We start from the raw sequence: 20,975 nt of genomic DNA, 5'->3' as shown, positions 1-20,975 counted from the left end.
TCCCATGACCACGATGATTCGCGTCGAGAACGTCACCAAGGCCTTCACCCTGCACAACCAGGGCGGCGTCCGGCTGCCCGTCTTCGACGACGTCAATTTCAGCGTCGAGGCCGGCGAGGCCCTCGTCCTCGCGGGCGCGTCCGGCGCCGGCAAGTCGAGCCTGCTGCGCATCCTCTATGGCAACTACCTGCCGAGCGCGGGCCATATCCACATCACCCATGCCGGCCGGCCGGTCGACATCGTCACCGCCGTTCCCCGCACGGTGCTGGACATCCGCCGCCGCACGCTCGGCTTCGTCTCGCAGTTCCTGCGGGTGATCCCGCGCGTCAGCGCGCTCGACATCGTGCGCGACCCGCTTCTGGCGCGCGGCATCTCGCCGGATCAGGCGAGCGAACGGGCCAAGGCGATGCTCGCCCGGCTCAACCTGCCCGAGCGCCTCTGGAACCTCGCCCCGGCGACCTTCTCCGGCGGCGAGCAGCAGCGCGTCAACATCGCGCGTTCCTTCGTCGACCCTTCCGCCATCATGCTGATCGACGAGCCGACCGCCTCTCTCGACGCCGCCAATCGCGACGTCGTGGTCGAACTGATCGCGGAAGCCCGCGCCAGGGGCTCCGCCATTGTCGGGATCTTTCACGACGAGGCCGTGCGCGAGAAGGTCGCGACGCGCTATCTCGACATCACCGCTTTCCGGAAGGCCTGAAGATGCAGACCGTTCTGACCAATGCCCGCCTGATCCTCGAGGACGAGATCGTCACGGGCACGATCGCCTTCGAGAACGGCGTCATCACGGCCGTCGACCAGGGGCTCTCCTCACTGCCCGGCGCCGTCGACGCGGGCGGCGACTATGTCGCGCCCGGCCTCGTCGAGATGCACACCGACAACATGGAAAAGCACTTCATGCCGCGGCCCAAGGTCTTCTGGCCGAACGGGCTCGCCGCAGCGCTGGTCCATGACGCGCAGATGGCGGCCGCCGGCGTCACCACGGTCTATGACGCGATCTGCGCCGGCACGCCCTTCTCCGCCAAGGATTACCGCAAGGACATTTTCGCCGATGTGATGACCTCGCTCGCCCAGGGCCAGGCGGAAGGCGTCTTCCGCATCGACCACCGCATCCACATGCGCTGCGAGCTGACGAGCCCCGACCTGCTCAGGGACATCGAGCCCTATCAGGACGATGCGCTCGTGCAGCTCGTCTCGCTGATGGACCACACCCCGGGCCAGCGCCAGTGGCGCAACATCGAGCACCTGCGGACCTATGCCATCGGCAACGGCAAGAGCGAAGCCGAGTTCGAGGAGGACGTCGCCACCCGCCAGCAGGAGGGCGCGGCCAATGTCGGCCGCAACTGGCAGGCGGTGGTCGCGCTGTTCAGCGCCCGCGGCATCCCGATCGCGACCCATGACGACACCACCGTCGCGCATGTCGAGGAAGGCCTGGCCTCCGGCGCGGTGATCTCGGAATTCCCGACCACGGTCGAGGCCGCCTCCGCCGCCAAGCAGCGCGGGCTCGCGACGATCGCCGGCGCGCCGAACGTCGTGCGCGGCGGCTCCCATTCCGGCGGCGTGTCCGTCTCCGAACTGGCGGAGAAAGGACTGCTGGACGGGCTCTCCTCCGACTATGTGCCCGCCAGCCTCCTCCAGGCCGTGCTCAAGCTGCATGACGACCATGGACTCGGCCTGCCCGATGCCATGGGCATGGTGACCTGGAAGGTCGCCGACATCCTCGGCCTGAAGGATCGCGGCCATCTCAAGACCGGGCTGCGGGCCGATCTCGTTCGCTTCAGGGCGTTGGGACCGACGCCCGTGATCGCGGCCGTCTGGTCGAAGGGCGAGCGCGCATTTTGAGCGGCCCGCGCTACGCCCTCTATTACGCGCCCGCCGTCGACAGCGCGCTCTGGCGCTTCGGCTGCGCGACGCTGGGCTATGACGCCTTCACCGGCGAGGAGATCGCCTTCGCCGTTCCGCCCGGCTGCGACGCGCCAAGTTGGCCGCAGCGCACCGCCGAGCCGCGCCGTTATGGCTTCCACGCGACGCTGAAGGCGCCTTTCGAGCTGGCCAACGGCCGCAGCGAGGGTGAATTGCGGGCCTTTACCAGGCAGATCGCGATCGGCCGCGCAGCCGTGCCTCTCGCGGGGCTCAGGGTCGCCTCGCTCGGCCGCTTCGTTGCGCTGACGCCGAGCGAGCCGAGCCCGGCGCTGCAGGCGCTGGCCTTCGACATCGTCCAGTCCTTCGAGCCGTTTCGCGCGCCACTGGGACAGGCCGATCGGGAGCGGCGCCTCGCCAGCCCGCTGACACCGACCGAGCGCGCCCATCTCGACGCCTACGGCTACCCTTATGTCGGCGATGCCTTCCGCTTCCACATGACGCTGACCGGGGCGCTTCCGCCGGACGAGGGGCCCGCCGTCGCGGCGGCCCTGGCTGAGGCCCATGCGCGCGCCGTCCCCGCCGGGCCGGTCGCCATCGACCACCTCGCTTTGTTCGGGCAGGACGACCGGGCCGGCCACTTCCGCATCATCGACACATTTCCGCTCGGCCGCTGACGACCGAGCCGGCGATTCCCACAGGACGGAGAACCCCATGGCCGCCAAGAAGCTCGGGCTCGAACCGGTGATCCATGAGACGGCGGTCGTCCGAGAGGCGACGCTGGGGCGCTATACCGAGATCGGGGCGCGGACCTCGTTCATCGAGTCGACGATGGGCGACTACTCCTATGTCGTGAACGATTCCAACATCATCTACACGACCATCGGCAAGTTCTGCTCGATCGCGGCGATGACGCGGATCAACCCCGGCAACCACCCGATGCAGCGCGCCAGCCAGTCGCATTTCACCTATCGCGCCAGCGCCTATTTCGACGATGCTGAGGATGACGCCGCCTTCTTCGACTGGCGCCGCTCGACGCCGGTGACCATCGGCCACGATGTCTGGATCGGCCATGGCGCCATCATCCTGCCCGGTCGCAGCATTGGCACGGGCGCGGTCGTGGCCGGCGGCGCGATCGTCACCAAGGACGTCGCGCCCTACTCCATCGTCGCCGGCAACCCGGCCCGGCCGATCCGCCGGCGCTTCCCCGAGGCAACGTCAGAGCGGCTGATGGCGCTCGGCTGGTGGGATTGGGATCATCTGCGCCTGCGTGAGGCACTTGCCGATTTCCGCGCCCTGTCCGTCGAGGCGTTCCTTGAGCGCTACGAGGCCACGAACGCCTGATCTGCCCATCCCTTAGACGAATGACGTAGAGAAATGCAACTCTTCCGTGAGGCTTCTACAGAAAGAGGCTGTAGCTTTGATCCTTCGTTAACTAAGGAGGCGTTCCATATCATGGAGTACCGGCACAGGGTGCCGCGGGTCACAGGAGCTCTCCATGTCGTCGGATCACCTCGCCAGCCGCCTTTCCTTCATGCAGCTCGACGGCCGCGCCCGCGAGCAGATCAAGGGGATGCATGACGACATCGTCGCGGCCCTGCCGGGCGCCTTGGACACCTTCTACAAGCAGCTGCGCAGCGATCCGGAGACCCAGCGTTTCTTCTCGAGCGAGAAGCAGATCGACGGCGCCCAGCAGCGCCAGACCTCGCACTGGGACCGGATCGCCAAGGGCGAGTTCGACCAGAACTATGTCGCCGCCGTCACCAAGGTCGGCGAGATTCACGCCCGGATCGGGCTGGAGCCGCGCTGGTACATCGGCGGCTACGCGCTGATCCTCGAGAGGATCATCACAGACGTCCTGATGGCGCGCTGGCCGAAAACCCGCTTTGGCGGCAAGGCCGCCGGCGCCACCGAGCGGGCCGCTGAAATCAGCGCCCTCGTCAAGGCGGCCCTGCTCGACATGGACTACGCCATCTCCGTCTATCTCGAGGCGTCCGAAGCCGGCCGCCTCAAGCTCGAGGAACAGGCCAAGGTCGTCGAACGCTCCCTGGCGGCCGAACGCGAAAAGGCTGTCGCCTCCGTCAGCGCGGCCATGGCCGCGCTGGCCAATGGCGATCTCACCTTCCGCATGGGCCAGGACATCCCCGAGGAATACGGAGCCATCCGCGACAATTTCAACGAGGCCGTCGCACGGCTCGAGCAGGTGATGGGCACCATCAAGACGAACTCCGCCGCCATCGCCGCCTCCTCGCAGGAGATCAACTCCGGCGCGTCCGACCTGTCGATGCGGACCGAGCAGCAGGCCTCGGCGCTCGAGGAAAGCGCGGCCACGACCGAGGAACTCGCCGCCTCGGTGAAGACCTCCTCGCAAGCCTCCAAGCGCTCCGTCGCGCTCGCCGACGACGCCACCAAGATCGCCCGCACCGGTGGCGACATCGTCAAGAACGCCACCGATGCGATGTCGCGCATCGAGGATGCATCGAAGAAGATCTCCGAGATCACCAGCGTCATCGACGGCATCGCCTTCCAGACCAACCTGCTGGCCCTCAACGCCGCGGTCGAGGCCGCCCGCGCTGGCGATGCCGGACGCGGTTTCGCCGTCGTCGCCGCCGAGGTCCGCGCGCTGGCCCAGCGCTCATCCGACGCCGCCAAGGACATTACCGGCCTGATCGCCTCCTCGGACGCCGAGGTGACGGAGGGCGTCAAGCTCGTCCGTCTCGCCGGTGGCACGCTGGAGCAGATCGTCGAGGCCGCCGCCGCGGTCTCCTCTACGGTGCAGGAGATCGCCAGCGCTTCGGGCGAGCAGGCCAACGGCATCGAGGAGATGAGCCAGACGGTCAGCCACATGGACGAGATCACCCAGCAGAACGCGGCGCTCGCCGAGCAGAGCGCCGCCTCGTCGAAGACGCTTCTCGACCAGATCGAACAGCTCAACCGACTGATTGCAAGCTTCCGGACCTCGCAGGACGGCCAGGCCGTGGCGCTCCACCAGCCGCGCCGCCGGGCCGCCTGAGCATCAGCGGCCGGCGCCTCGGCGCCGGCCTATCCCTTCAAGCGCCAGACGGTGGAGTGCTTGATGTCGGCATCCTCGAGCGAGCGCGACACCGGCACGGCGTAACTCGCCAGCGGCTGAAGCCGGTCCTTCGGCAGATAGCTGCGGCCGGGATCGCCGATCAGGACCACCGCTCCGCGCGCCGATAGCCGTGCCAGCCAGGCGACGACGCTCTCGGCCATCGCCCGCTCGTAGCAGACGTCGCCGGCGCAGACGACGTCCCAGCCCTCGTCGCAGCCCACCAGATCCTCGAGGCGGACGGTAACACTGACGCCATTCGCCGCCGCATTGAGCGCGATCGCCTCCGCCGCGAAAGCGTCGATGTCGCAGGCCTCTACGCTCGCCGCCCCGCAGCGGGCGGCCGCAATGCCCACCAGCCCCGAGCCGCTGGCGAAGTCGAGCACCCGCCGCTTGCGCACGATCTCGGGGTCGTCCAGCAGATGGCGCGCGAGCGCCTGGCCCCCGGCCCAGGCGAAAGCCCAGAACGGCGGCGGCAGCCCGATCGTCGCGAGTTCGTCCTCCGTCTTCTGCCAGAGTGCGGTCGCCTCGTCGGCGACATGGAGCGCGAGCTCGGGCGCATGCGGCACGGGCAACAGACGGGTGTGCTGGAGGATGAAGCCGCGCCGGTCGAGCGCCGGCACGCTCACGCGGCGATGTCCGTCGTCGGACGGGCGAGCAGGTTGCGATACAGCGCCTTGACGGCGTTCATGACGTCGCGCTCGGTGTGTCCGTCGATCAGCCGGGCTCGCGCGCTCGCCCCCATGCGCTCGGCCAGCGCCGGCGCACGCGAGAAGGCGATCAGCGCCTGCGCCAGGGCCGCGGCGTCGTTGGCGGGCACCACCATTCCGTCCAGCCCGTCGCGCACGAAGCTGCGGCAGCCGGGGACGTCGGTGGTCAGGATCGGCCTGCCGCAGGCCGCCGCCTCGAGGATCGTGCGCGGCAGCCCTTCGCCGCCGCGCGACGGCAGGATGCAGAGATGGTGCCGCCGCCAGACGCCCTCGATGTCCCGGGTCGGGCCAGCCCAGTCGATCCCGGGCCGCGCCGCCCATTGCGTCAGCGTCTCCTCGGGAATGGCCTTGGGGTTCGAGGGGTCGGGCGCACCGTGCAGCGTCAACTCCACCCTCGCGCCCTGTGCCCGCGCCAGCCTGATCGCCTCGACCGCGAGATCGACCCCCTTCGACCAGAGCAGCCGCGCCACCAGCGCGACTTTGAGCGGCGGCGCCGGCGGCATCGGTTCCGGCATCAGGATCAGCGGATCGACCCCGGCCCCGCCGACGATTGCGACCTTGGCCGCGTCCGCGGGATCGAGCCCCAGCGTGACGGGATCGTCGGGATTCTCGAACAGGAAGCGCACCTGCGGTCCGTCGATGGCGCCGCGCAGCCAGGCGATGGCGGCCATCCGCGCCGCGGCCGCAGCCAGCCCCTCGCTGGCCCCGAGGAAGCCGAGCCCCGTCAACGCATAGACCCGCCGCTGCACCCCAGCCAGGCGACCGGCGAGGCCGGCGAGCGCGATCGGCTTCAAGGCGATGCAATGCAGGATGTCGGGCCTCTCTCGCTCGATCAGCGCCCGCAGCGCCTTGACCTGGCGATACAGTGCCCGCGGATCGAGGCTGCGGCGTTCCGCCTCCAGCGCGATGAGCCGGACGCCCGCCGCCTCGATGACGCGTCGATGGTTGCGCTCGCGCGCAATCACGGCGACGTCGAACTCCATTTCGCGCGCCGCCCGCGCCATCGGCAGGAAATGCGACGCGAAGAACCAGTCTTCGGTCGCGACGAAGAGAAGTCTGGGTCGGGCCATGGCCGGACATCAGTCCGATGCAGAGGCGAAGGTCAAGCGCTGCCTTGCATCCCAACCGCGGTCCCGGCGCTTGAACCGGGAGCCCGCGGCCATGCTAGGCTACGCTGCCACGGGAGACGACGATGGACGAGAGCTTGCAAACACCGGCTGCGAAAGCCTTCCCCGCCGCACTGGCCGGCCTGCGATCGGCCCTGAGCCATGTCGCCAACGGCGATGTCGGGCCGATCAAGGCGCTTTACTCCCATGCCGACGACGCCACCAGCATGTATGGCTGGGGCGGCTATGAGAGGGGCTGGGAGGCGATCTCGCGGCGCTGGGACTGGGCGGCCGAGCAATTCCGCGGCGGCACGGTCAGCCATGAGAACGTCACCACCGTGGTGGGAACGGAGCTCGCACTCGTCACCGACATCGAGGTCTTCGAGGTGCTGCTGCCCGGGATGGAGGCGCCGACGCGCTGGACCAACCGGGTGACCCATGTCTTCCGCTTCGAGGAGGGCGGCTGGCGCCTGCTCCATCGCCATGCCAACCGGCTGGAACAGCAATACGAGCCGGCACCGCGCCTCGCGGCGATCTCAGGGGCGTGAGGCGGTGAGCGGCGCCACGCGCGACAGCGCCGCCGCCGCATCGACGCGACCGGCGCCATAGACGGGATCGCGCCCCTTCGTGCCGAGATCGACCGCGCTCTCCGTCAACAGGCGACGGACCCCCGCGGGGTCGAGGTCCGGCCGCTTCTCCAGCATCAGCGCGACGAGGCCCGAGACATGCGCGGCCGCGATCGAGGTTCCCGACGAGAAGGCATAGCGCCCGTTCGGCTCCGCCGCGATCACGTCCACGCCCGGCGCCGCCACGGCGATATAGGCGCCGCGATTGGCCAGACGGAAGACCCGGTCCTCGGCATCGGTGGCCGTGACCGCGATGACATTGGGATCGGCACCGGGATAGAGCGGCGCCGCGCCGGGACCGGCATTGCCCGCCGCGGCGACCGCGACCACGCCCTTCGCCGCAACCCCGGCGAGGCCACGCGTGAGGAGACGGTCTTCCGGGCCGGCGAAGCTGAGATTGATCACGCGCGCGCCCTGGTTCACGGCCCATTCGATCGCGGACATGATCTGCAGGCTCGTGCCATTGGCGGAGCCGGAGCCGGCACGGCCCGAAAAGGCCCGGCCGACCAGCAGCCGCGCGCCGGGCGCGACGCCCTGCAACTGCCCCTGCGCCACGATCGCCGCCGCCATGGCCGTACCATGGGCATGCGGCAGATAATCCTCGCCCAGCGCGTCGAACAGCCCGGCGACGCCGCCGCGCAGCTCGGGATGGCCGACATCGACGCCCGAATCGATGACGGCGACCCGGATCGTCGCACCGCGGGTGAGCTTGTGAACCTCCCCGAGCCGGAGCTTGTCGACGACATATTGTGGCGGCAGTTCGCGGCGTGGCGCGGGCGTCGGCCGGACGGCGCCGGGGTCCGACAGGCGCAAAGTCGGGATGTCGGAGCGCCCGCCCGAGGCCGTCGTGCTGACGGGCTGGGCCAGGTCCTGCTGCAGCTCGAAGGTGAAGTTCGGCTGCGCGCCGGCGATGGCGTTGTCGCTCGCCATCTGCGTCAGCACGGCCCGCAGGTCACGCCCCTCGGCGAGGCGCGCGCGGATGATCGTCGTGCCGGCGAGCTCGACACGCCGGCTGGTGATCAGCGTGGCGCCGTAGCGGCGCAGCACCGTCTCCGCCTGAACATTGGGCGCGAGCTCGAACAGGATCTCGCCCGGCACGAAGCGGGTTTCGTCCGCCGCCGGCACGACGGTGCGCGAGGGCGCCTGCCCACCGAAGATGTTCGGCACCCGCCAGGCCGGGGGCGGCACCGTGATCGCCCGCGTGGGCGGGCTGGCCGCGCCGCCTGCGGGCGGGGTCGGCGCGGGCTGCTGCGCGCCGGCCGGCCCCGCGGCCAGGGCGAGCATCAGGACCAGTCCGCCACCTGCGGCCAGCCGAAGGGCCGAGACGGCGCGGATCAGCAGGAAACGGGCCGACGTCATGATGCGCTCTCCCGATGCGCTGCGAGGCAGCGACGGCATATCAGAAGCGGGCCCGCGCGTCACCGCCGTCGCCTCAGGGCGCCGGCGCGACGAAGCGCACGATCGCCGCCTCGGCCTTCATCCGGGTGGCGATGGCATCGACCTGGGCCTGCGTCAGCGAGGCGTCGCCGACACGCACCTTGAAATAGCCATTGGCGCGCGGCCCATCCACGACCGAGGCCTCGTAGCGCTTGAAGAAGGACGCGATGTCCCCGGCGCGCGCATCGGCCGAGAAGCTCAGCAGCACATAGCGCTCCGAGGACTGCGGCGGCGTGGAGGCGGTCTCGAAACCGGTTTCCTCGCGCAGCAGAATTCCCGTCAGCGCGATGCCCTGCAGCGCGATCAGCGCACAGGCCGCGGCGCCCGCATAGGCCAGCCGGCGCGGCGGCTGGGCCGCCATGACCTGGCCGAGCCAGGTTATGAACCCGCCCTTGGCGGTGGCGAGCAGACCCTGCCGGCGCGGCTCGGCTTCCGCCCCCGCCATGAGACGGTCGAGGACGCGCGGCGAGGGAGCACCGAGGCTCTCGTTCAGCAGCGTCGTCTCGGCCATGTCGTCGCGGACGATGTCGAGCCGCAGCGCCAGTTCGGGGTCCGTGGCCAGGGCCGCATCGACCCGCGCCTTGTCGGCCGCCGAGATCCGGCCATTGGCGTAGAACGGCAGCAGCAGCTCGAGTTCGGCGCGCTTCGGATCGGTCGCGATGGCGTCGGTCATGACTGGACTCCAGGATCGCTCGAGGGACGCAGCCGGAGCGGATGAAGGGTGGAAGGCATCGGCAATTCGGTCCGCGGAGGCCGCCTCAGCAGCCTCGTCTCAGGGCCAGCCGCGATCGACGCCAGCGGCCTTGAGCAGTTCGCCCAGCTTCTTGCGGGCGTGGAAAAGGCGTGTCTTGACCGTGTTCTCGGGGATGCCGACGATCCTCGCGACCTCCTCGACCGAGCTCTCGTGGTAATAGACGAGGTCGATGACTTCGGCATGGTCGCGGGACAGCTTGGCGAGGCAGGCGCGGATCGCGAGGCTCTTGTCCTGCTTCTGGACCACGACCTCGGGATCGTCGGACTCGTCCTCGATGCTGGCGGCGAAATCGTCGTCCAGCCCGGCATCGCGACGCTTGCGCAGGGCCGAGTAGGCTTTGTTGCGGGCAATGGTGAGCAGCCAGGTCGTGACCGAGGAACGACCCTCGAACCGGTCCGCCTGACGCCAGAGGTCCATGAAGACGTCACCGGTCACATCCTCCGCCATCGTCTCGTCGCGCAGCAGGCGCTGGGCGAAACGATAAACCCGTGTCTGGTGCCGCGAGAACAGCACCTTCATCGCGAGCCGGTCGCCACCGGCGATCCGCTTGACGAGGTCTTCGTCGGATTCCGTATGCATTGACCTCGAGGCCTGACATCCGGCTCGCGAGGGTTGGTCGCAGCGAGCGTGGAGAGGGTTCAATCGGCGGCGAGAAAAATCTGCCTGCGACAATTTTTCATACGGTAATGAGGGCGCGGGTCAACTGGAAGCCCGAATCGCGAGGCTCCTCCCAGGCTGGCTGCGGGATGGGCTGTGGCGATGCACGCCGTGACGGGCTGTTCCGGAAACGGCGACGCGACGTCGGAGAGGCCAAGTCGCTCACGGCCCCGTGAAGGCCGCTGCGCTGGGTGCCGAAGCCGGTCGTCAGGCCTTGGCGCGGCTCTTGGTGGCGCGCTTGGCGGTCTCGGCGACCTTCAGGGCCTTGGCGGCGGCCTTGGCATCGGCTGCCTCGGTCTTGATTCGCGCCTGCTCGGCGGCGACGATGGCCGCCGTCTCGGCATCGGCGGCCTCCTTGGCGAGGCGCAGCGCCCTCAGCCGGACCGTCTTCTGCAGCACCGCCTCGCGCTCGACCTGTTCGGCCTCCATGGCGCGTGAGGCCTCCTGCTTGCGGGCGTCGGCCTTTTCGAAGGCACGCTGCGCGCGAAGCTTGATCTCGTCGGATGAAAGGCCTCGCGTCGCCATGGCGGCTCACTCCCGTATCGGCGGCGAAAAGCGGGTTCACGATCCGGCCGGACGGCGCGGAGCGACCCGCCCCCTTTGGGCGGCATGTCATGGTCGCGGAATCCACTCGGGGATCCCGCAGGACCTGGACTGCGGAGCCTTCAGCCGCGACACGGCCGCGAGAGACCCTTCAGCATCACCGGGCGACGCCCGGTGCAGGGGTCGTCAGCGGCGACCGCCCTTGCCGGCGGCGCGCATCTGCGCGTATTGCACGGCCTCGAGCAGCACCTTGCGGGGGCGCTCCGCGTCGCGCTTCGCCTGCTCCGCCTTGCGGGCGGCCTCGCGGGCGATCTCGGCGATACGCTCTTCCTCTTCCAGTCGCAGACGCTCGATCTCGGCGAGGCGCTCCTGCTCGGCGCGGGCGGCGGCCTTCTCGGCCTCACGCTCGGCTCGGGCTGCAGCGACGGCTTCGCGTTCCGCGCGTCGCTGCTGCATGATCGGGTCATCCGGACCCGGCCTAGCCTTGAAACGCTCCAGGAGCGCTTTCTTGGCGGCCGCGGAATTGGCCTGACGATCAGTGAAGCTGCGGTCGTTCGGGTTCTTCAAGGCTGGCCTTCTCTCGGGTTGTGACGGGCGCATTCCGGCCCGCGAGGGCGCATTAATCCAAAATGCGCCCGAATGGTATCGAAATCAGCGCGGCGCGGGTGCGCTTCCAGCGCGCACCGGGCGCGGCTTGGGCTTCGGCGCGGCGATCAGACCTTCGCGCTGCATCTGCTTGCGGGCGACCTTGCGGGCGCGCCGGATCGCATCGGCCTTCTCGCGGACGCGCTTTTCGGACGGCTTCTCATAAGCCGAACGGCGCTTCATCTCGCGAAAAACACCTTCGCGCTGCATCTTCTTCTTCAGGACCCGAAGGGCCTGATCGACATTGTTGTCGCGAACGAGAACCTGCATCTGTCACTCCTGCGGTTCGAGAATGGAAAAAAGGGCCGGGCACAAGGACCGACCCTTCGTCACGCCGCTGCGGCTCAGGCTGGGAAACGGGGGCGCCAGTACATCCGTGGTCGCCCTCCTGCTGTCCTGGCCGGCCGCTGCGGCGATCGTCTCACTCGGCGCGGAGCTGGTCCGCCGACATCTTGCCCGAACGCTTGTCCTGGGTGAGCTCGTAGGAGATCTTCTGACCTTCCTGGAGATCACGCATGCCAGCGCGCTCGACGGCACTGATGTGGACGAACACGTCCTGCCCGCCGTCATCCGGCTGGATGAAACCGAAACCCTTGGTCGAATTGAACCACTTGACTGTACCGGCGCTCATGACGAACCCTTTCACGGTATGATTTGTGACGCGAGACGGATTTCTCGCGCCGTTTTCGAAGTTTTAGCGGGAAGGTCGTCAGCGTGCGCATGAAATGCGCGGGGCCAAGTCGTTCGGCCTAAATATCGACAGGCCCCATATGGGCGCTTGAACGGGCAATGTCAATGCAACTGCCGCGCGAATGCGCAGGCGACGCCCCTGCCCTCCGGGCCACGCGCTTTACAATGACGCGCTTTTCGCCAAGAGGCAGGCAGCGCAATCGCCAACCCCGCGGGTTTCCTGTCCGTGCAGACGCCGTCGCTCCATCAGTTTCGCCGCATCGTGGTGAAGGTCGGCTCGAGCCTGCTCGTCGACCGCGACCGCGGCCGCCTGCGCCAGGCCTGGCTGGCCGCGCTGGCGGAGGATCTCGCCGATCTGCACCAGCGCGGCGCGGACGTGCTCGTCGTCTCCTCCGGCGCGATCGCGCTGGGCCGCACCGTGCTCGCTTTGCCCTCCGGGCCGCTGCGCCTCGAGGAGAGCCAGGCCGCGGCGGCCGTCGGCCAGATCGCGCTCGCCCGCACCTGGGCGGAGGCGCTGGGCCACCATGGCCTCACGGCCGGCCAGATCCTGCTCACCCTGGCCGATACCGAGGAGCGCCGGCGCTACCTCAACGCCCGGGCCACCCTCGGCCGCCTGCTCAACCTGCGCGCCGTGCCTGTGATCAACGAGAACGACACGGTCGCCACCACCGAGATCCGCTATGGCGACAATGACCGCCTCGCCGCCCGCGTCGCCACCATGGCGGGCGCCGATCTGCTCGTGCTGTTCTCCGACATCGACGGTCTCTACACCGCCCCGCCCGCACGGGACCCGGCGGCGCGTCACATCCCGCTGGTCGAGCGCATCACCCCGGCGATCGATGCGATGGCGGGAGGCGCCGCCTCCGAATTCTCGCGCGGCGGCATGCGCACGAAGATCGAGGCCGGCAAGATCGCCGCCAGCGGCGGAACACATATGCTCATCGCCGACGGGCGGGCGAAGAACCCGCTCGCCGCCATTGCCGCCGGGGCGCGCTGCACCTGGTTCCTGACCGCCTCGACCCCCGCCACGGCGCGCAAGACCTGGATCGCCGGCTCGCTCGAGCCCCGCGGCACATTGCATGTCGATGCCGGCGCGGCGCGCGCTCTGGCCGGTGGCGCGAGCCTTTTGCCGGTCGGCGTGAGCCGGATCGAAGGCGACTTCGCCCGCGGCGACGCCGTGCTGATCCGCGATCCCGATGGCCGCCTGCTCGGGCGCGGCCTCGTGGCCTATGATGCCGGCGAAGCGGCGCTCGTCCTCGGCAAGGCCTCGCGCGACATCGGGGCCATCCTGGGCTATCCGGGACGGGCCGAGATGATCCACCGGGACGACATGGCGCTCGGTGTGGTCTAAGGTTGCGGAAAGATGGCGTCTGGCAGGGTGGAAATGACGAGCGAAGCGGCGCTCCGCGTGGTCTCGAGCGAGGGATCGGCAGGCGATGACGGACGGGTGCCGGATCTGGCCGCTCTCATGAGCGCGCTCGGACGGCGCGCCCGCGCCGCAGCGCGGGCGGTCGCGCTCGCCCCCACTTCGCAGCGCAACGACGCGCTGCTCGCCATGGCGGCGGCGCTGCGGGCCCGTCAGTCGCCGATTCTCGCCGCCAACGCGCTCGACCTCGCCGAGGCCAGGGCCGCCGGCCAGACCCCGGCCTTCATCGACCGCCTGCTGCTCGACCCCGGCCGCCTGTCCGCGGTGGCCGAGGCCGTCGCGAGTGTCGCCGCTCTGCCCGATCCGCTCGGTCGTGTCCTCGCGACCTGGACGCAGCCCAACGGCCTGCGCTTCGAGCGCGTCGCGACGCCGCTCGGCGTCATCGCCGTGATCTTCGAAAGCCGCCCCAACGTCACGGCCGATGCCGGCGCGCTCTGCCTGAAGAGCGGCAATGCCGCGATCCTGCGCGCGGGCTCGGACAGCTTCCGAACCGCAACCGAGATCGCGGCCGCGCTGCGCGACGGCCTCGAGGCGGCCGGGCTCCCCGGCGATGCGATCCAACTCGTGCCGACGCGCGACCGCGACGCGGTCGGCGAGATCCTCAAGGGCCTCGACGGTTGCGTCGACGTCGTCGTGCCGCGCGGCGGCAAGAGCCTGGTGGCCCGCGTCCAGAGCGATGCGCGCGTTCCCGTCTTCGCCCATCTCGACGGCAACTGCCATGTCTATGTCCATGCCGCCGCCGACCTCGCCATGGCACGCGAGATCGTGCTCAACGCCAAGCTCCGGCGCACCGGCGTCTGCGGCGCCGCCGAGACGCTGCTGGTCGACGAGGCCTGCGCGGCGACGCATCTGGAGCCGCTGGTGACGGCGCTGATCGAGGCCGGCTGTGCGGTGCGCGGCGATGCCCCCACCCAGGCGGCGGTGGCCCGGGCCGAGGCGGCGAGCGAGGCGGACTGGGCGACCGAATATCTCGACCGCATCATCGCTGTGAAGGTCGTGGCCGGGCTCGACGAAGCCATCGCCCATGTCGAGCGCTATGGCTCGCACCACACCGACGCCATCGTCACCGCCGACGCGGCCGCCGCCGGCCGCTTCCTCGCCGAGATCGACTCGGCCATCGTGCTGCACAACGCCTCGACGCAGTTCGCCGATGGCGGGGAATTTGGCTTCGGCGCGGAAATCGGCATCGCCACCGGCCGCATGCACGCCCGCGGCCCGGTCGGAGTCGAGCAGCTCTGCTCCTTCAAATACCGCGTCCACGGCAACGGCCAGATCCGCCCGTGACCACAGATTCCGCGGCGACGCGCCCCCACGAGACGATGGAACATCTGCGCCTGCCGCCGCATGCGCCCGGCCTGCGCATCGGCCTGTTCGGCGGCACCTTCAACCCGGCCCATGACGGGCACCGCATGGCGAGCCTGACCGCCTTGCGCCGGCTCCAGCTCGACCGGATCTGGTGGCTGGTGACGCCGGGCAACCCGCTGAAGGACAACGCCGGCCTGCCCTCGCTGGCGCAGCGCATCCGCTTCGGCCGCAAGCTCGCCGACCATTCCAAGATCCACGTCACCGGCATCGAGGCGATGCTGCGTACCCGCTACACCGCCGATACGCTGCGCGCTTTGAAGCGCCGCTGCCCCGGCGTGAACTTCGTCTGGATCATGGGCTCCGACAATCTCGCCAGCTTCCACCGCTGGAACGAGTGGCGCACCATCGCCCGGATGATGCCGATGGCCGTGATCGACCGCCCCGGATCGACCCACAGCGCGGTCGCCTCCCCGGCTGCCAACTGGCTGTCGCGCTGGCGGATTTCGGAGAGCCAGGGAGCCGCGCTCGCCCTGACGAAGCCGCCCGCCTGGGTCTTCCTGCATGGCCGCCGCTCCGAACTTTCGTCGACGATGCTGCGCCAGCAGGCCGAACGCGATTGAATTTTTGGCCGACAGGGCGTATTTTGCCTGCCATCGCGCCATGAGCGCCCGAACCCGTGAGGATACGGATCTGACCCGTTCAACCCGTGGCGAAGCCGAGCCTAAGCCGCTTCCCCAGGCCGCTGTGCCGGAGAACCCCTCCGCCGACAGCATCGCCCTTGCAATGCATGTTCTCGAGGACATGAAGGCCGAAGACGTCACCGTCATCGACCTCGTCGGCAAGACCTCGCTGGCCGATGCGATGATCATCGCGACCGGCCGCGTGAACCGTCATGTCGCCTCCATCGCCGATGCGCTGGTCGAGGCGCTCAAGGGCTCCGGCCTGCCGGCGCCGAAGGTCGAGGGCATGCCCGCCTGCGACTGGGTGCTGATCGACACCGGCGACATCATCGTCCATGTCTTCCGCCCCGAGGTCCGCCAGTTCTACAATCTCGAGAAGATGTGGGGCGCCGACCGGCCCAACGAGCGCCTCGTCAGCTGACGAGCGGCACGGCCGATGCGCCTCGCCGTCATCACCGTCGGCCGTCTCAAGGACGGGCCCGAACGGGAACTTTGCGAGCGCTATCGCGAGCGCGCCGCGACCCTGGGGCGCAGCCTCGGGCTGACCGGGCCGGACATCATCGAAATCGCCGAGAGCCGCGGCCGCAGGGCCGAGGAGCGCAAGCGCGAAGAGGCAGCCGCGATCACGACGAAGCTGTCTCCCGGCCTCGTCATCGCGCTGGACGAGCGCGGCGGCAGCCTCGGCAGTGACGCCTTCGCTGCACGCATCGGCGCGGCCCGCGACGCCGGAACCGCCGCCGTCACCCTCGTCATCGGCGGGGCGGACGGGCTGGCGGGAGAGTTGCGCGGGGCTGCCGGGCTGACGCTCGCCTTCGGCGCCCTGACGATCCCGCACCAGCTGGTCCGCGTCCTCGTCCTCGAACAGCTCTATCGGACGATGACGATCCTGGCCGGCCACCCCTATCATCGCGCATGAGCGCCGCCCGGCCCCTGATTCGCAGACCAGCCGGCATCCGGCCGATGTGGCGATCGCTGCTGCTGGCGCTGGTGCTCGCCTGGGGGCCCGCCCCGACCAACGCCCAGCCGCAGGACCCGGACGTCCTGGCGCGCGAGGCGATGCAGAAGCTCGTCGAGAAGCAGGCGCGGGAGGCCGAACTCAAGACGATCGAGGAGCGGCTCGCCGGCAATGCCGAGGCACGGGCCCGGCTGGAGGCGGAGATCGCCGGCATCCGGGCCGACCGCGCCGCCCTCAACAAGGCCTTGCTCGACACCACCGCCCGCGCCCAGGCGGCCGAGCAGCGCGTCAGTGTGATCGAACAGCGGCTGTCGCTGTCGCAATCCAGCGAAGCCGCCATCCGCCGCTCGCTGGAAGGGCGGCGCGGCCTCATCTCCGAGGTGCTGGCCGCGCTGCAGCGGATCGGGCGGCGTCCGCCGCCCGCCGTGCTGGTGCGACCGGAGGATATCCTCGAGGCGGTGCGCGCCTCCATGCTGCTCGGCGCCGTCGTGCCCGATCTGCGCCAGGAGATCGAGGTTCTCGGCACCGATCTCGCCGAACTCGTCCGCCTGCGGGAAGGCATCGCGAGGGAGCGCAAGGCCATCTCCGGGGAACTCGAGCAGCTCGCCGCCGAGCGCCAGCGCCTCGCTTCCCTGGTCGAGGCCAGGCGCATGCGCGAGGCCAGCGCGACGCGCGACGCCGAGGTGCAGCGGGGGCAGGACGGCGAACTCGCCGCCAAGGCCCGCAGCCTGCGTGACTTCGTCGAGCGCATGGAGAAGGAGATCTCCGTCGCCAACCGGGCGGCCGAGGCCGCGCGCCAGGCGCTGGAGGCCGAAACCCGCGAGCAGCGTCAGCGCATGGCGGCGCTGGCCTTCCGGGATCCCGCCCGCCTCAGCCCCAAGATCGCCTTTTCCGAAGCGCGCGGCCTGCTGCCGCTTCCGGTCGTGGGATCACAATTGCGTGGATTTGGCGATGCGGACGGTGCCGGCGGCACGACACGCGGTATTTCGCTGGAAACCCGACCCGGCGCCCTAGTTTCGGCGCCTTCGGACGCTTGGGTGGTCTACGCGGGTCCCTTCCGCTCTTTCGGGCAACTCTTGATCCTGAACGCCGGCGGGGGGTACTATCTGTTGCTCGCCGGGATGCAGCGGATCGATGTGGCGCTGAACCAGTTCGTCCTCGCGGGGGAGCCGGTTGCGGTGATGGGCGAAACATCGGAAGCTGCCGCGACGATCGTGGGTTCGGGAGCCGGACAGCCGGTTCTGTATATCGAGTTCAGGAAAGACGGCGTGTCGGTCGATCCGGCGCCGTGGTGGACGAAACCGCTTGGCGAAAAGGTTCGCGGATGATGCGCAAGGTTTCTCTCGTTTTCGCCGGAGCCGTGCTCGGGGCGGGGCTGACCGGCATGGTCACGCAGACGCGTCTGCTGACCTCCACCAGCGCGGTCGCGGCCTCGGCCGAGGTCTACCGCAGCCTGAACCTCTTCGGTGACATCTTCGAGAAGATCCGCACCGACTATGTCGAGAAGCCCGACGAGCAGAAGCTGATCGAGGCGGCCATCAACGGCATGGTCTCCTCGCTCGATCCGCACTCCTCCTATCTCGACGCCAAGTCGTTCCGCGACATGGACACCGATATGCGCGGGCAGTTCGGCGGGCTCGGCATCGAGGTGACGATGGAGGACGGCGTCCTCAAGGTCGCCAAGCCGATCCGCGACACGCCCGCCTTCAAGGCCGGCATCCTGTCCAACGACATCATCAGCCAGATCGACGGGCAGGAGGTCAAAGGCCTCTCCCTGACGCAGGCGGTGGAGAAGATGCGTGGCATCATCAACACCCAGGTCAAGCTCAAGGTCGATCGCCCCGGCAAGCCCGAGCCGCTCGAATTCACCCTGACGCGCACGACCATCGTGGTCCCGGCTGTCGAGGAACGCGTCGAGGGCGATGTCGGTTATATTCGCATCGGCACCTTCAGCGAACAGACCTATGAAGGCCTGCGCAAGGCGATCGAGAAGGTCAATGCCGACATCGGCGCCGACAAGATCAAGGGCTATGTCATCGATCTCCGCAACAATCGCGGCGGCCGCCTCAACCAGTCGGTGCTCGTCTCCGATGCGTTCCTCGATCGCGGCAAGATCGTCTCGACCCGCGGCCGCAACGCCGAGGAAACGCAGGTCTTCAACGCCAAGGCGGGTGATCTCACCAAGGGCAAGCCGGTCGTCGTGCTGATCAACGGTTCCTCGGCCTCGGCGGCCGAAATCGTCGCCGGCGCGCTGCAGGACCACAAGCGCGCCACCGTCATGGGCACGCGCTCCTTCGGCAAGGGCTCGGTCCAGACCGTGATCCCGCTGGCCGGCAATGGCGGCCTGCGCCTGACCACCGCCCGCTACTACACCCCTTCGGGCAACTCGATCCAGGCCAAGGGCATCACGCCCGATATCGAGGTGGTGCAGGACATTCCGCCGGAGCTCAAGGACAAGATCGCCGAGAACAAGGGCGAAGCCGCGCTGAAGGGTCACCTCAAGGCCGGCGACGGCAAGGACGAGCAGTCCGGCTCGGCGTCCTATGTGCCCAGCGATCCGGCCAAGGATACGCAGTTGACCGCCGCCCTGAACCAGATCCGCGGCGTCAAGAAGGACGCCGCGGCGCCTCAGGCTCCGGCGACCAAACCCAACTGAGTCGAGGGGCGACACGGAGAGCTTCGCGGCGCGCTGTCTGAACGGACCCAAATCTGGCAGACTCACGCCTTGCGGGCCACTGATTCGGGTCCCCGTCGCAAGCTTGAGGACGGCTTCGTTTGGCCGGAACGCCGCTCACTGAGCTCAACCAGCCGCTTGGCCAGGGCCTGACCGCGTCGAAGGGCAAGCCCTGGGGGCGCTGGATCGCCTTTGGCTGTGCAGGGCTCGTCGGCCTCGTCTGGGTTTCGATCCTTCTGGTGGTGGCGATCCGGCGCGATCCCGACGGCGGTGAACCCATGGCGACGGCGCAGATCGAGCAGCGGGTTGCTCCGGCCTCGGCGCTGCCCGCCGGCGTCCCCGTCGCCGCCCAGAGCGACCCCGCCACGACGGCACGCCCGCAATCCAGCGCACGGCAGCTCGAAAGCGAAGCGGGCGTCACCGTGGTGCGCCCGGGCTCCGACGTTCCCGGCGCCATCGTGATCACAATTCCCGACAACCCCGGCGCCGTGAAACTCGCGCCGGCGCCGGACAGCCGGTTGGTCGAGCGCACGCGCCACGGCCTGCTGCCGAAGATCGGGCCGGATGGCGCGACGCCAGCCCGGATCTACGCCCGTCCGCCTGGACCACCGCCCGCCGGCAAGGTCGCCGGGCGCATCGCCATCCTCGTCGGCGGCCTCGGCATCAGCCCGACGGGGACCGCCGACGCCATCGCGAAGCTGCCGGGTGCAGTCTCGCTGGCCTTCGCGCCCTATGGCGCGGAACTCGAGCGCACCGTGCAGCGCGCCCGCGGCGAGGGCCACGAGGTCTTCCTGCAGCTGCCGATGGAGCCCTTCGACTATCCCGACAGCGACCCTGGCCCGCATACGCTGCTGACCGGGCCGAAATCAGCGGACAATCTCGAGCGCCTGCATTGGGCGCTGGGTCGCTTCACCGGCTATGTCGGCATCGTCAATTTTCTCGGCGGCCGCCTGACCTCCGACGAGACGGCCCTCTCGCCTATCCTGCGCGAGCTCGCCGGGCGCGGCCTGATGGTCGTCGATGATGGCTCCTCGGCGCGAAGCCTGCTCGCCTCCTCGGCCATACGCGCCCAGATTCCGGCGATGAAGATCGACCGCGTCGTCGATACCGTCGCGCGGCCGGACGCCATCGACAAGGAACTGGCGGCGATCGAGGCCATGGCCCGAGACCAGGGCGTCGCGGTGATCAGCGCCAGCGCCCTGCCCGTCTCGATCGAGCGGATCGCACGCTGGGCGCAGACGCTCGAAGCCAAGGGCCTCATGCTGGTCCCCATGAGCGCCGCCCGCGGGCTGCGCAGCCCGAAGAGCACCGGATCCATCAGATGATCAGCGATCCGCCGCCCGACGGCTACCGCCCCTGTGTCGGGCTGGCGCTCTTCAATGCGCAAGGACTGGTCTTCATCGGGCGTCGCGCCAACAAATCCCAGCGCGAGCATGTCGCCCCCGGCCATGAGTGGCAGATGCCACAGGGCGGCATCGATGCCGGCGAGACGCCCCTGCAGGCCGCGACCCGGGAACTGCAGGAAGAAACCAACGTCACCTCCGTCTCGCTGCTGGCGGAGAGTCCCGGCTGGCTCGCCTATGACCTGCCCGTGGATATCGGCAAGCAGGCCTGGAAGGGCCGCTGGCGGGGCCAGGCGCAGAAATGGTTCGCCTTCCGGCTGACCGGTCCCGACAGCGAGATCGACATCGTAACGCCGGCCGGCGGGCACAAGGCCGAGTTCGACGCCTGGCGCTGGGAGCGGCTGGAACGGACCCCTACGCTGATCATCCCCTTCAAGCAGGGGGTCTACCGCGAGGTCGCGACGCTGTTTTCGCCCTTCGCCGCGGCCTGAACG

At 69.4% G+C, this 20,975-nt stretch carries 24 protein-coding genes; 15 read left to right on the top strand and 9 right to left on the bottom strand.

Annotated elements, in window-relative coordinates; genetic code table 11:
• Positions 1–4: 4 nt before the first annotated feature.
• The 5 genes from phnL (at position 5) to SJY11_RS05455 (ending at position 4,873) form a co-directional block, all read left to right on the top strand.
• Positions 5–700, top strand: a complete 696-nt coding sequence (gene phnL, locus SJY11_RS05475; protein ID WP_376985457.1) for a phosphonate C-P lyase system protein PhnL — start codon at positions 5–7, stop codon at positions 698–700.
• Between the two features lie 2 nt (positions 701–702).
• A complete protein-coding gene (locus tag SJY11_RS05470) occupies positions 703–1,842 on the top strand; it encodes an alpha-D-ribose 1-methylphosphonate 5-triphosphate diphosphatase (protein ID WP_376985455.1) in 1,140 nt (379 codons plus the stop codon).
• Positions 1,839–2,537, top strand: coding sequence for a DUF1045 domain-containing protein (locus SJY11_RS05465; protein ID WP_376985453.1), 699 nt, complete (start codon positions 1,839–1,841; stop codon positions 2,535–2,537). Before SJY11_RS05470 ends, SJY11_RS05465 begins: the two co-directional genes overlap by 4 nt.
• A 37-nt stretch (positions 2,538–2,574) precedes the next feature.
• Positions 2,575–3,204: an LbetaH domain-containing protein gene (locus SJY11_RS05460; RefSeq protein ID WP_376985452.1), complete on the top strand. Its 630-nt coding sequence runs from the start codon at positions 2,575–2,577 to the stop codon at positions 3,202–3,204.
• A 154-nt stretch (positions 3,205–3,358) separates the two neighbouring features.
• Entirely contained in the window at positions 3,359–4,873 is a 1,515-nt protein-coding gene (locus SJY11_RS05455; protein ID WP_376985451.1) for a methyl-accepting chemotaxis protein, read from the top strand.
• Between the two features lie 29 nt (positions 4,874–4,902).
• Here SJY11_RS05455 and SJY11_RS05450 read toward each other — a convergent pair whose 3' ends face one another.
• Together SJY11_RS05450 and SJY11_RS05445 are read right to left on the bottom strand one after the other, a co-directional pair.
• On the bottom strand, positions 4,903–5,559 hold the full coding sequence (locus SJY11_RS05450) for a class I SAM-dependent methyltransferase (protein ID WP_376985449.1): 657 nt from the start codon (positions 5,557–5,559) through the stop codon (positions 4,903–4,905).
• Positions 5,556–6,710, bottom strand: a complete 1,155-nt coding sequence (locus SJY11_RS05445; RefSeq protein WP_376985448.1) for a glycosyltransferase family 4 protein — start codon at positions 6,708–6,710, stop codon at positions 5,556–5,558. Before SJY11_RS05445 ends, SJY11_RS05450 begins: the two co-directional genes overlap by 4 nt.
• Positions 6,711–6,832: 122 nt before the next feature.
• Between SJY11_RS05445 and SJY11_RS05440 the strand changes: the two genes are divergently transcribed.
• Positions 6,833–7,294: a YybH family protein gene (locus SJY11_RS05440; protein WP_376985446.1), complete on the top strand. Its 462-nt coding sequence runs from the start codon at positions 6,833–6,835 to the stop codon at positions 7,292–7,294.
• Here the strand turns inward: SJY11_RS05440 and SJY11_RS05435 are convergent.
• From SJY11_RS05435 to SJY11_RS05405, 7 genes are all read right to left on the bottom strand, one after another.
• Positions 7,283–8,731 (bottom strand): S8 family serine peptidase, encoded by a 1,449-nt coding sequence (locus SJY11_RS05435; protein ID WP_376985444.1) that lies wholly within the window; start codon positions 8,729–8,731, stop codon positions 7,283–7,285. The two genes, SJY11_RS05440 and SJY11_RS05435, sit on opposite strands and share 12 nt — an antisense overlap.
• 73 nt (positions 8,732–8,804) lie before the next feature.
• Complete coding sequence (locus tag SJY11_RS05430) at positions 8,805–9,482, bottom strand: anti-sigma factor family protein (RefSeq protein ID WP_376985443.1); 678 nt, start codon at positions 9,480–9,482, stop codon at positions 8,805–8,807.
• 99 nt (positions 9,483–9,581) lie between these two features.
• Complete coding sequence (locus tag SJY11_RS05425; RefSeq protein WP_326910576.1) at positions 9,582–10,142, bottom strand: sigma-70 family RNA polymerase sigma factor; 561 nt, start codon at positions 10,140–10,142, stop codon at positions 9,582–9,584.
• Positions 10,143–10,427: 285 nt separating this feature from the next.
• The gene (locus tag SJY11_RS05420; protein WP_326910574.1) at positions 10,428–10,745 is read right to left on the bottom strand and encodes a hypothetical protein; all 318 of its coding nucleotides are present in this window, start codon (positions 10,743–10,745) and stop codon (positions 10,428–10,430) included.
• A gap of 204 nt (positions 10,746–10,949) precedes the next feature.
• On the bottom strand, positions 10,950–11,363 hold the full coding sequence (locus SJY11_RS05415) for a DUF6481 family protein (RefSeq protein WP_376985440.1): 414 nt from the start codon (positions 11,361–11,363) through the stop codon (positions 10,950–10,952).
• A 51-nt stretch (positions 11,364–11,414) separates the two neighbouring features.
• On the bottom strand, positions 11,415–11,678 hold the full coding sequence (gene rpsU / locus SJY11_RS05410; RefSeq protein WP_066723523.1) for a 30S ribosomal protein S21: 264 nt from the start codon (positions 11,676–11,678) through the stop codon (positions 11,415–11,417).
• 151 nt (positions 11,679–11,829) lie between these two features.
• A complete protein-coding gene (locus SJY11_RS05405; RefSeq protein ID WP_069056707.1) occupies positions 11,830–12,039 on the bottom strand; it encodes a cold-shock protein in 210 nt (69 codons plus the stop codon).
• Between the two features lie 285 nt (positions 12,040–12,324).
• Between SJY11_RS05405 and proB the strand changes: the two genes are divergently transcribed.
• From proB to SJY11_RS05360, 9 genes are all read left to right on the top strand, one after another.
• Positions 12,325–13,449 (top strand): glutamate 5-kinase, encoded by a 1,125-nt coding sequence (proB, locus tag SJY11_RS05400; RefSeq protein ID WP_376985438.1) that lies wholly within the window; start codon positions 12,325–12,327, stop codon positions 13,447–13,449.
• A gap of 117 nt (positions 13,450–13,566) precedes the next feature.
• A complete protein-coding gene (locus tag SJY11_RS05395) occupies positions 13,567–14,808 on the top strand; it encodes a glutamate-5-semialdehyde dehydrogenase (protein WP_376985436.1) in 1,242 nt (413 codons plus the stop codon).
• A gap of 35 nt (positions 14,809–14,843) precedes the next feature.
• Positions 14,844–15,449, top strand: coding sequence for a nicotinate-nucleotide adenylyltransferase (locus SJY11_RS05390; RefSeq protein ID WP_376989257.1), 606 nt, complete (start codon positions 14,844–14,846; stop codon positions 15,447–15,449).
• 40 nt (positions 15,450–15,489) lie between these two features.
• The gene (gene rsfS / locus SJY11_RS05385; RefSeq protein ID WP_376985434.1) at positions 15,490–15,930 is read left to right on the top strand and encodes a ribosome silencing factor; all 441 of its coding nucleotides are present in this window, start codon (positions 15,490–15,492) and stop codon (positions 15,928–15,930) included.
• 15 nt (positions 15,931–15,945) lie between these two features.
• Positions 15,946–16,425, top strand: coding sequence for a 23S rRNA (pseudouridine(1915)-N(3))-methyltransferase RlmH (gene rlmH / locus SJY11_RS05380; RefSeq protein WP_376985432.1), 480 nt, complete (start codon positions 15,946–15,948; stop codon positions 16,423–16,425).
• Positions 16,426–16,469: 44 nt separating this feature from the next.
• The gene (locus tag SJY11_RS05375; RefSeq protein ID WP_376985431.1) at positions 16,470–17,792 is read left to right on the top strand and encodes a murein hydrolase activator EnvC family protein; all 1,323 of its coding nucleotides are present in this window, start codon (positions 16,470–16,472) and stop codon (positions 17,790–17,792) included.
• Complete coding sequence (locus SJY11_RS05370; RefSeq protein ID WP_376985429.1) at positions 17,792–19,120, top strand: S41 family peptidase; 1,329 nt, start codon at positions 17,792–17,794, stop codon at positions 19,118–19,120. Before SJY11_RS05375 ends, SJY11_RS05370 begins: the two co-directional genes overlap by 1 nt.
• A gap of 119 nt (positions 19,121–19,239) precedes the next feature.
• A complete protein-coding gene (locus SJY11_RS05365) occupies positions 19,240–20,463 on the top strand; it encodes a divergent polysaccharide deacetylase family protein (RefSeq protein ID WP_376985426.1) in 1,224 nt (407 codons plus the stop codon).
• On the top strand, positions 20,460–20,972 hold the full coding sequence (locus SJY11_RS05360; RefSeq protein WP_376985424.1) for an RNA pyrophosphohydrolase: 513 nt from the start codon (positions 20,460–20,462) through the stop codon (positions 20,970–20,972). Before SJY11_RS05365 ends, SJY11_RS05360 begins: the two co-directional genes overlap by 4 nt.
• Positions 20,973–20,975: the final 3 nt, after the last annotated feature.

Source organism: Allobosea sp. R86505 (assembly GCF_042466375.1).
GTDB lineage: Bacteria > Pseudomonadota > Alphaproteobacteria > Rhizobiales > Beijerinckiaceae > Allobosea.
The sequence above is the reverse complement of the archived record's forward strand: the minus strand, read 5'-3'. Positions and strand labels throughout refer to the sequence as shown.

Bases quoted from the DNA above. Each gene is read 5' to 3' on its own strand.
- phnL (WP_376985457.1), top strand. From the start codon at position 5: ATGACCACGATGATTCGCGTCGAGAACGTCACCAAGGCCTTCACCCTG.
- SJY11_RS05470 (WP_376985455.1), top strand. From the start codon at position 703: ATGCAGACCGTTCTGACCAATGCCCGCCTGATCCTCGAGGACGAGATC.
- SJY11_RS05460 (WP_376985452.1), top strand. From the start codon at position 2,575: ATGGCCGCCAAGAAGCTCGGGCTCGAACCGGTGATCCATGAGACGGCG.
- SJY11_RS05455 (WP_376985451.1), top strand. From the start codon at position 3,359: ATGTCGTCGGATCACCTCGCCAGCCGCCTTTCCTTCATGCAGCTCGAC.
- SJY11_RS05445 (WP_376985448.1), bottom strand. From the start codon at position 6,710: ATGGCCCGACCCAGACTTCTCTTCGTCGCGACCGAAGACTGGTTCTTC.
- SJY11_RS05440 (WP_376985446.1), top strand. From the start codon at position 6,833: ATGGACGAGAGCTTGCAAACACCGGCTGCGAAAGCCTTCCCCGCCGCA.
- SJY11_RS05435 (WP_376985444.1), bottom strand. From the start codon at position 8,731: ATGACGTCGGCCCGTTTCCTGCTGATCCGCGCCGTCTCGGCCCTTCGG.
- SJY11_RS05430 (WP_376985443.1), bottom strand. From the start codon at position 9,482: ATGACCGACGCCATCGCGACCGATCCGAAGCGCGCCGAACTCGAGCTG.
- SJY11_RS05425 (WP_326910576.1), bottom strand. From the start codon at position 10,142: ATGCATACGGAATCCGACGAAGACCTCGTCAAGCGGATCGCCGGTGGC.
- SJY11_RS05420 (WP_326910574.1), bottom strand. From the start codon at position 10,745: ATGGCGACGCGAGGCCTTTCATCCGACGAGATCAAGCTTCGCGCGCAG.
- SJY11_RS05415 (WP_376985440.1), bottom strand. From the start codon at position 11,363: ATGCGCCCGTCACAACCCGAGAGAAGGCCAGCCTTGAAGAACCCGAAC.
- rpsU (WP_066723523.1), bottom strand. From the start codon at position 11,678: ATGCAGGTTCTCGTTCGCGACAACAATGTCGATCAGGCCCTTCGGGTC.
- SJY11_RS05405 (WP_069056707.1), bottom strand. From the start codon at position 12,039: ATGAGCGCCGGTACAGTCAAGTGGTTCAATTCGACCAAGGGTTTCGGT.
- SJY11_RS05395 (WP_376985436.1), top strand. From the start codon at position 13,567: ATGAGCGCGCTCGGACGGCGCGCCCGCGCCGCAGCGCGGGCGGTCGCG.
- SJY11_RS05390 (WP_376989257.1), top strand. From the start codon at position 14,844: ATGGAACATCTGCGCCTGCCGCCGCATGCGCCCGGCCTGCGCATCGGC.
- rsfS (WP_376985434.1), top strand. From the start codon at position 15,490: ATGAGCGCCCGAACCCGTGAGGATACGGATCTGACCCGTTCAACCCGT.
- rlmH (WP_376985432.1), top strand. From the start codon at position 15,946: ATGCGCCTCGCCGTCATCACCGTCGGCCGTCTCAAGGACGGGCCCGAA.
- SJY11_RS05375 (WP_376985431.1), top strand. From the start codon at position 16,470: ATGTGGCGATCGCTGCTGCTGGCGCTGGTGCTCGCCTGGGGGCCCGCC.
- SJY11_RS05370 (WP_376985429.1), top strand. From the start codon at position 17,792: ATGCGCAAGGTTTCTCTCGTTTTCGCCGGAGCCGTGCTCGGGGCGGGG.
- SJY11_RS05360 (WP_376985424.1), top strand. From the start codon at position 20,460: ATGATCAGCGATCCGCCGCCCGACGGCTACCGCCCCTGTGTCGGGCTG.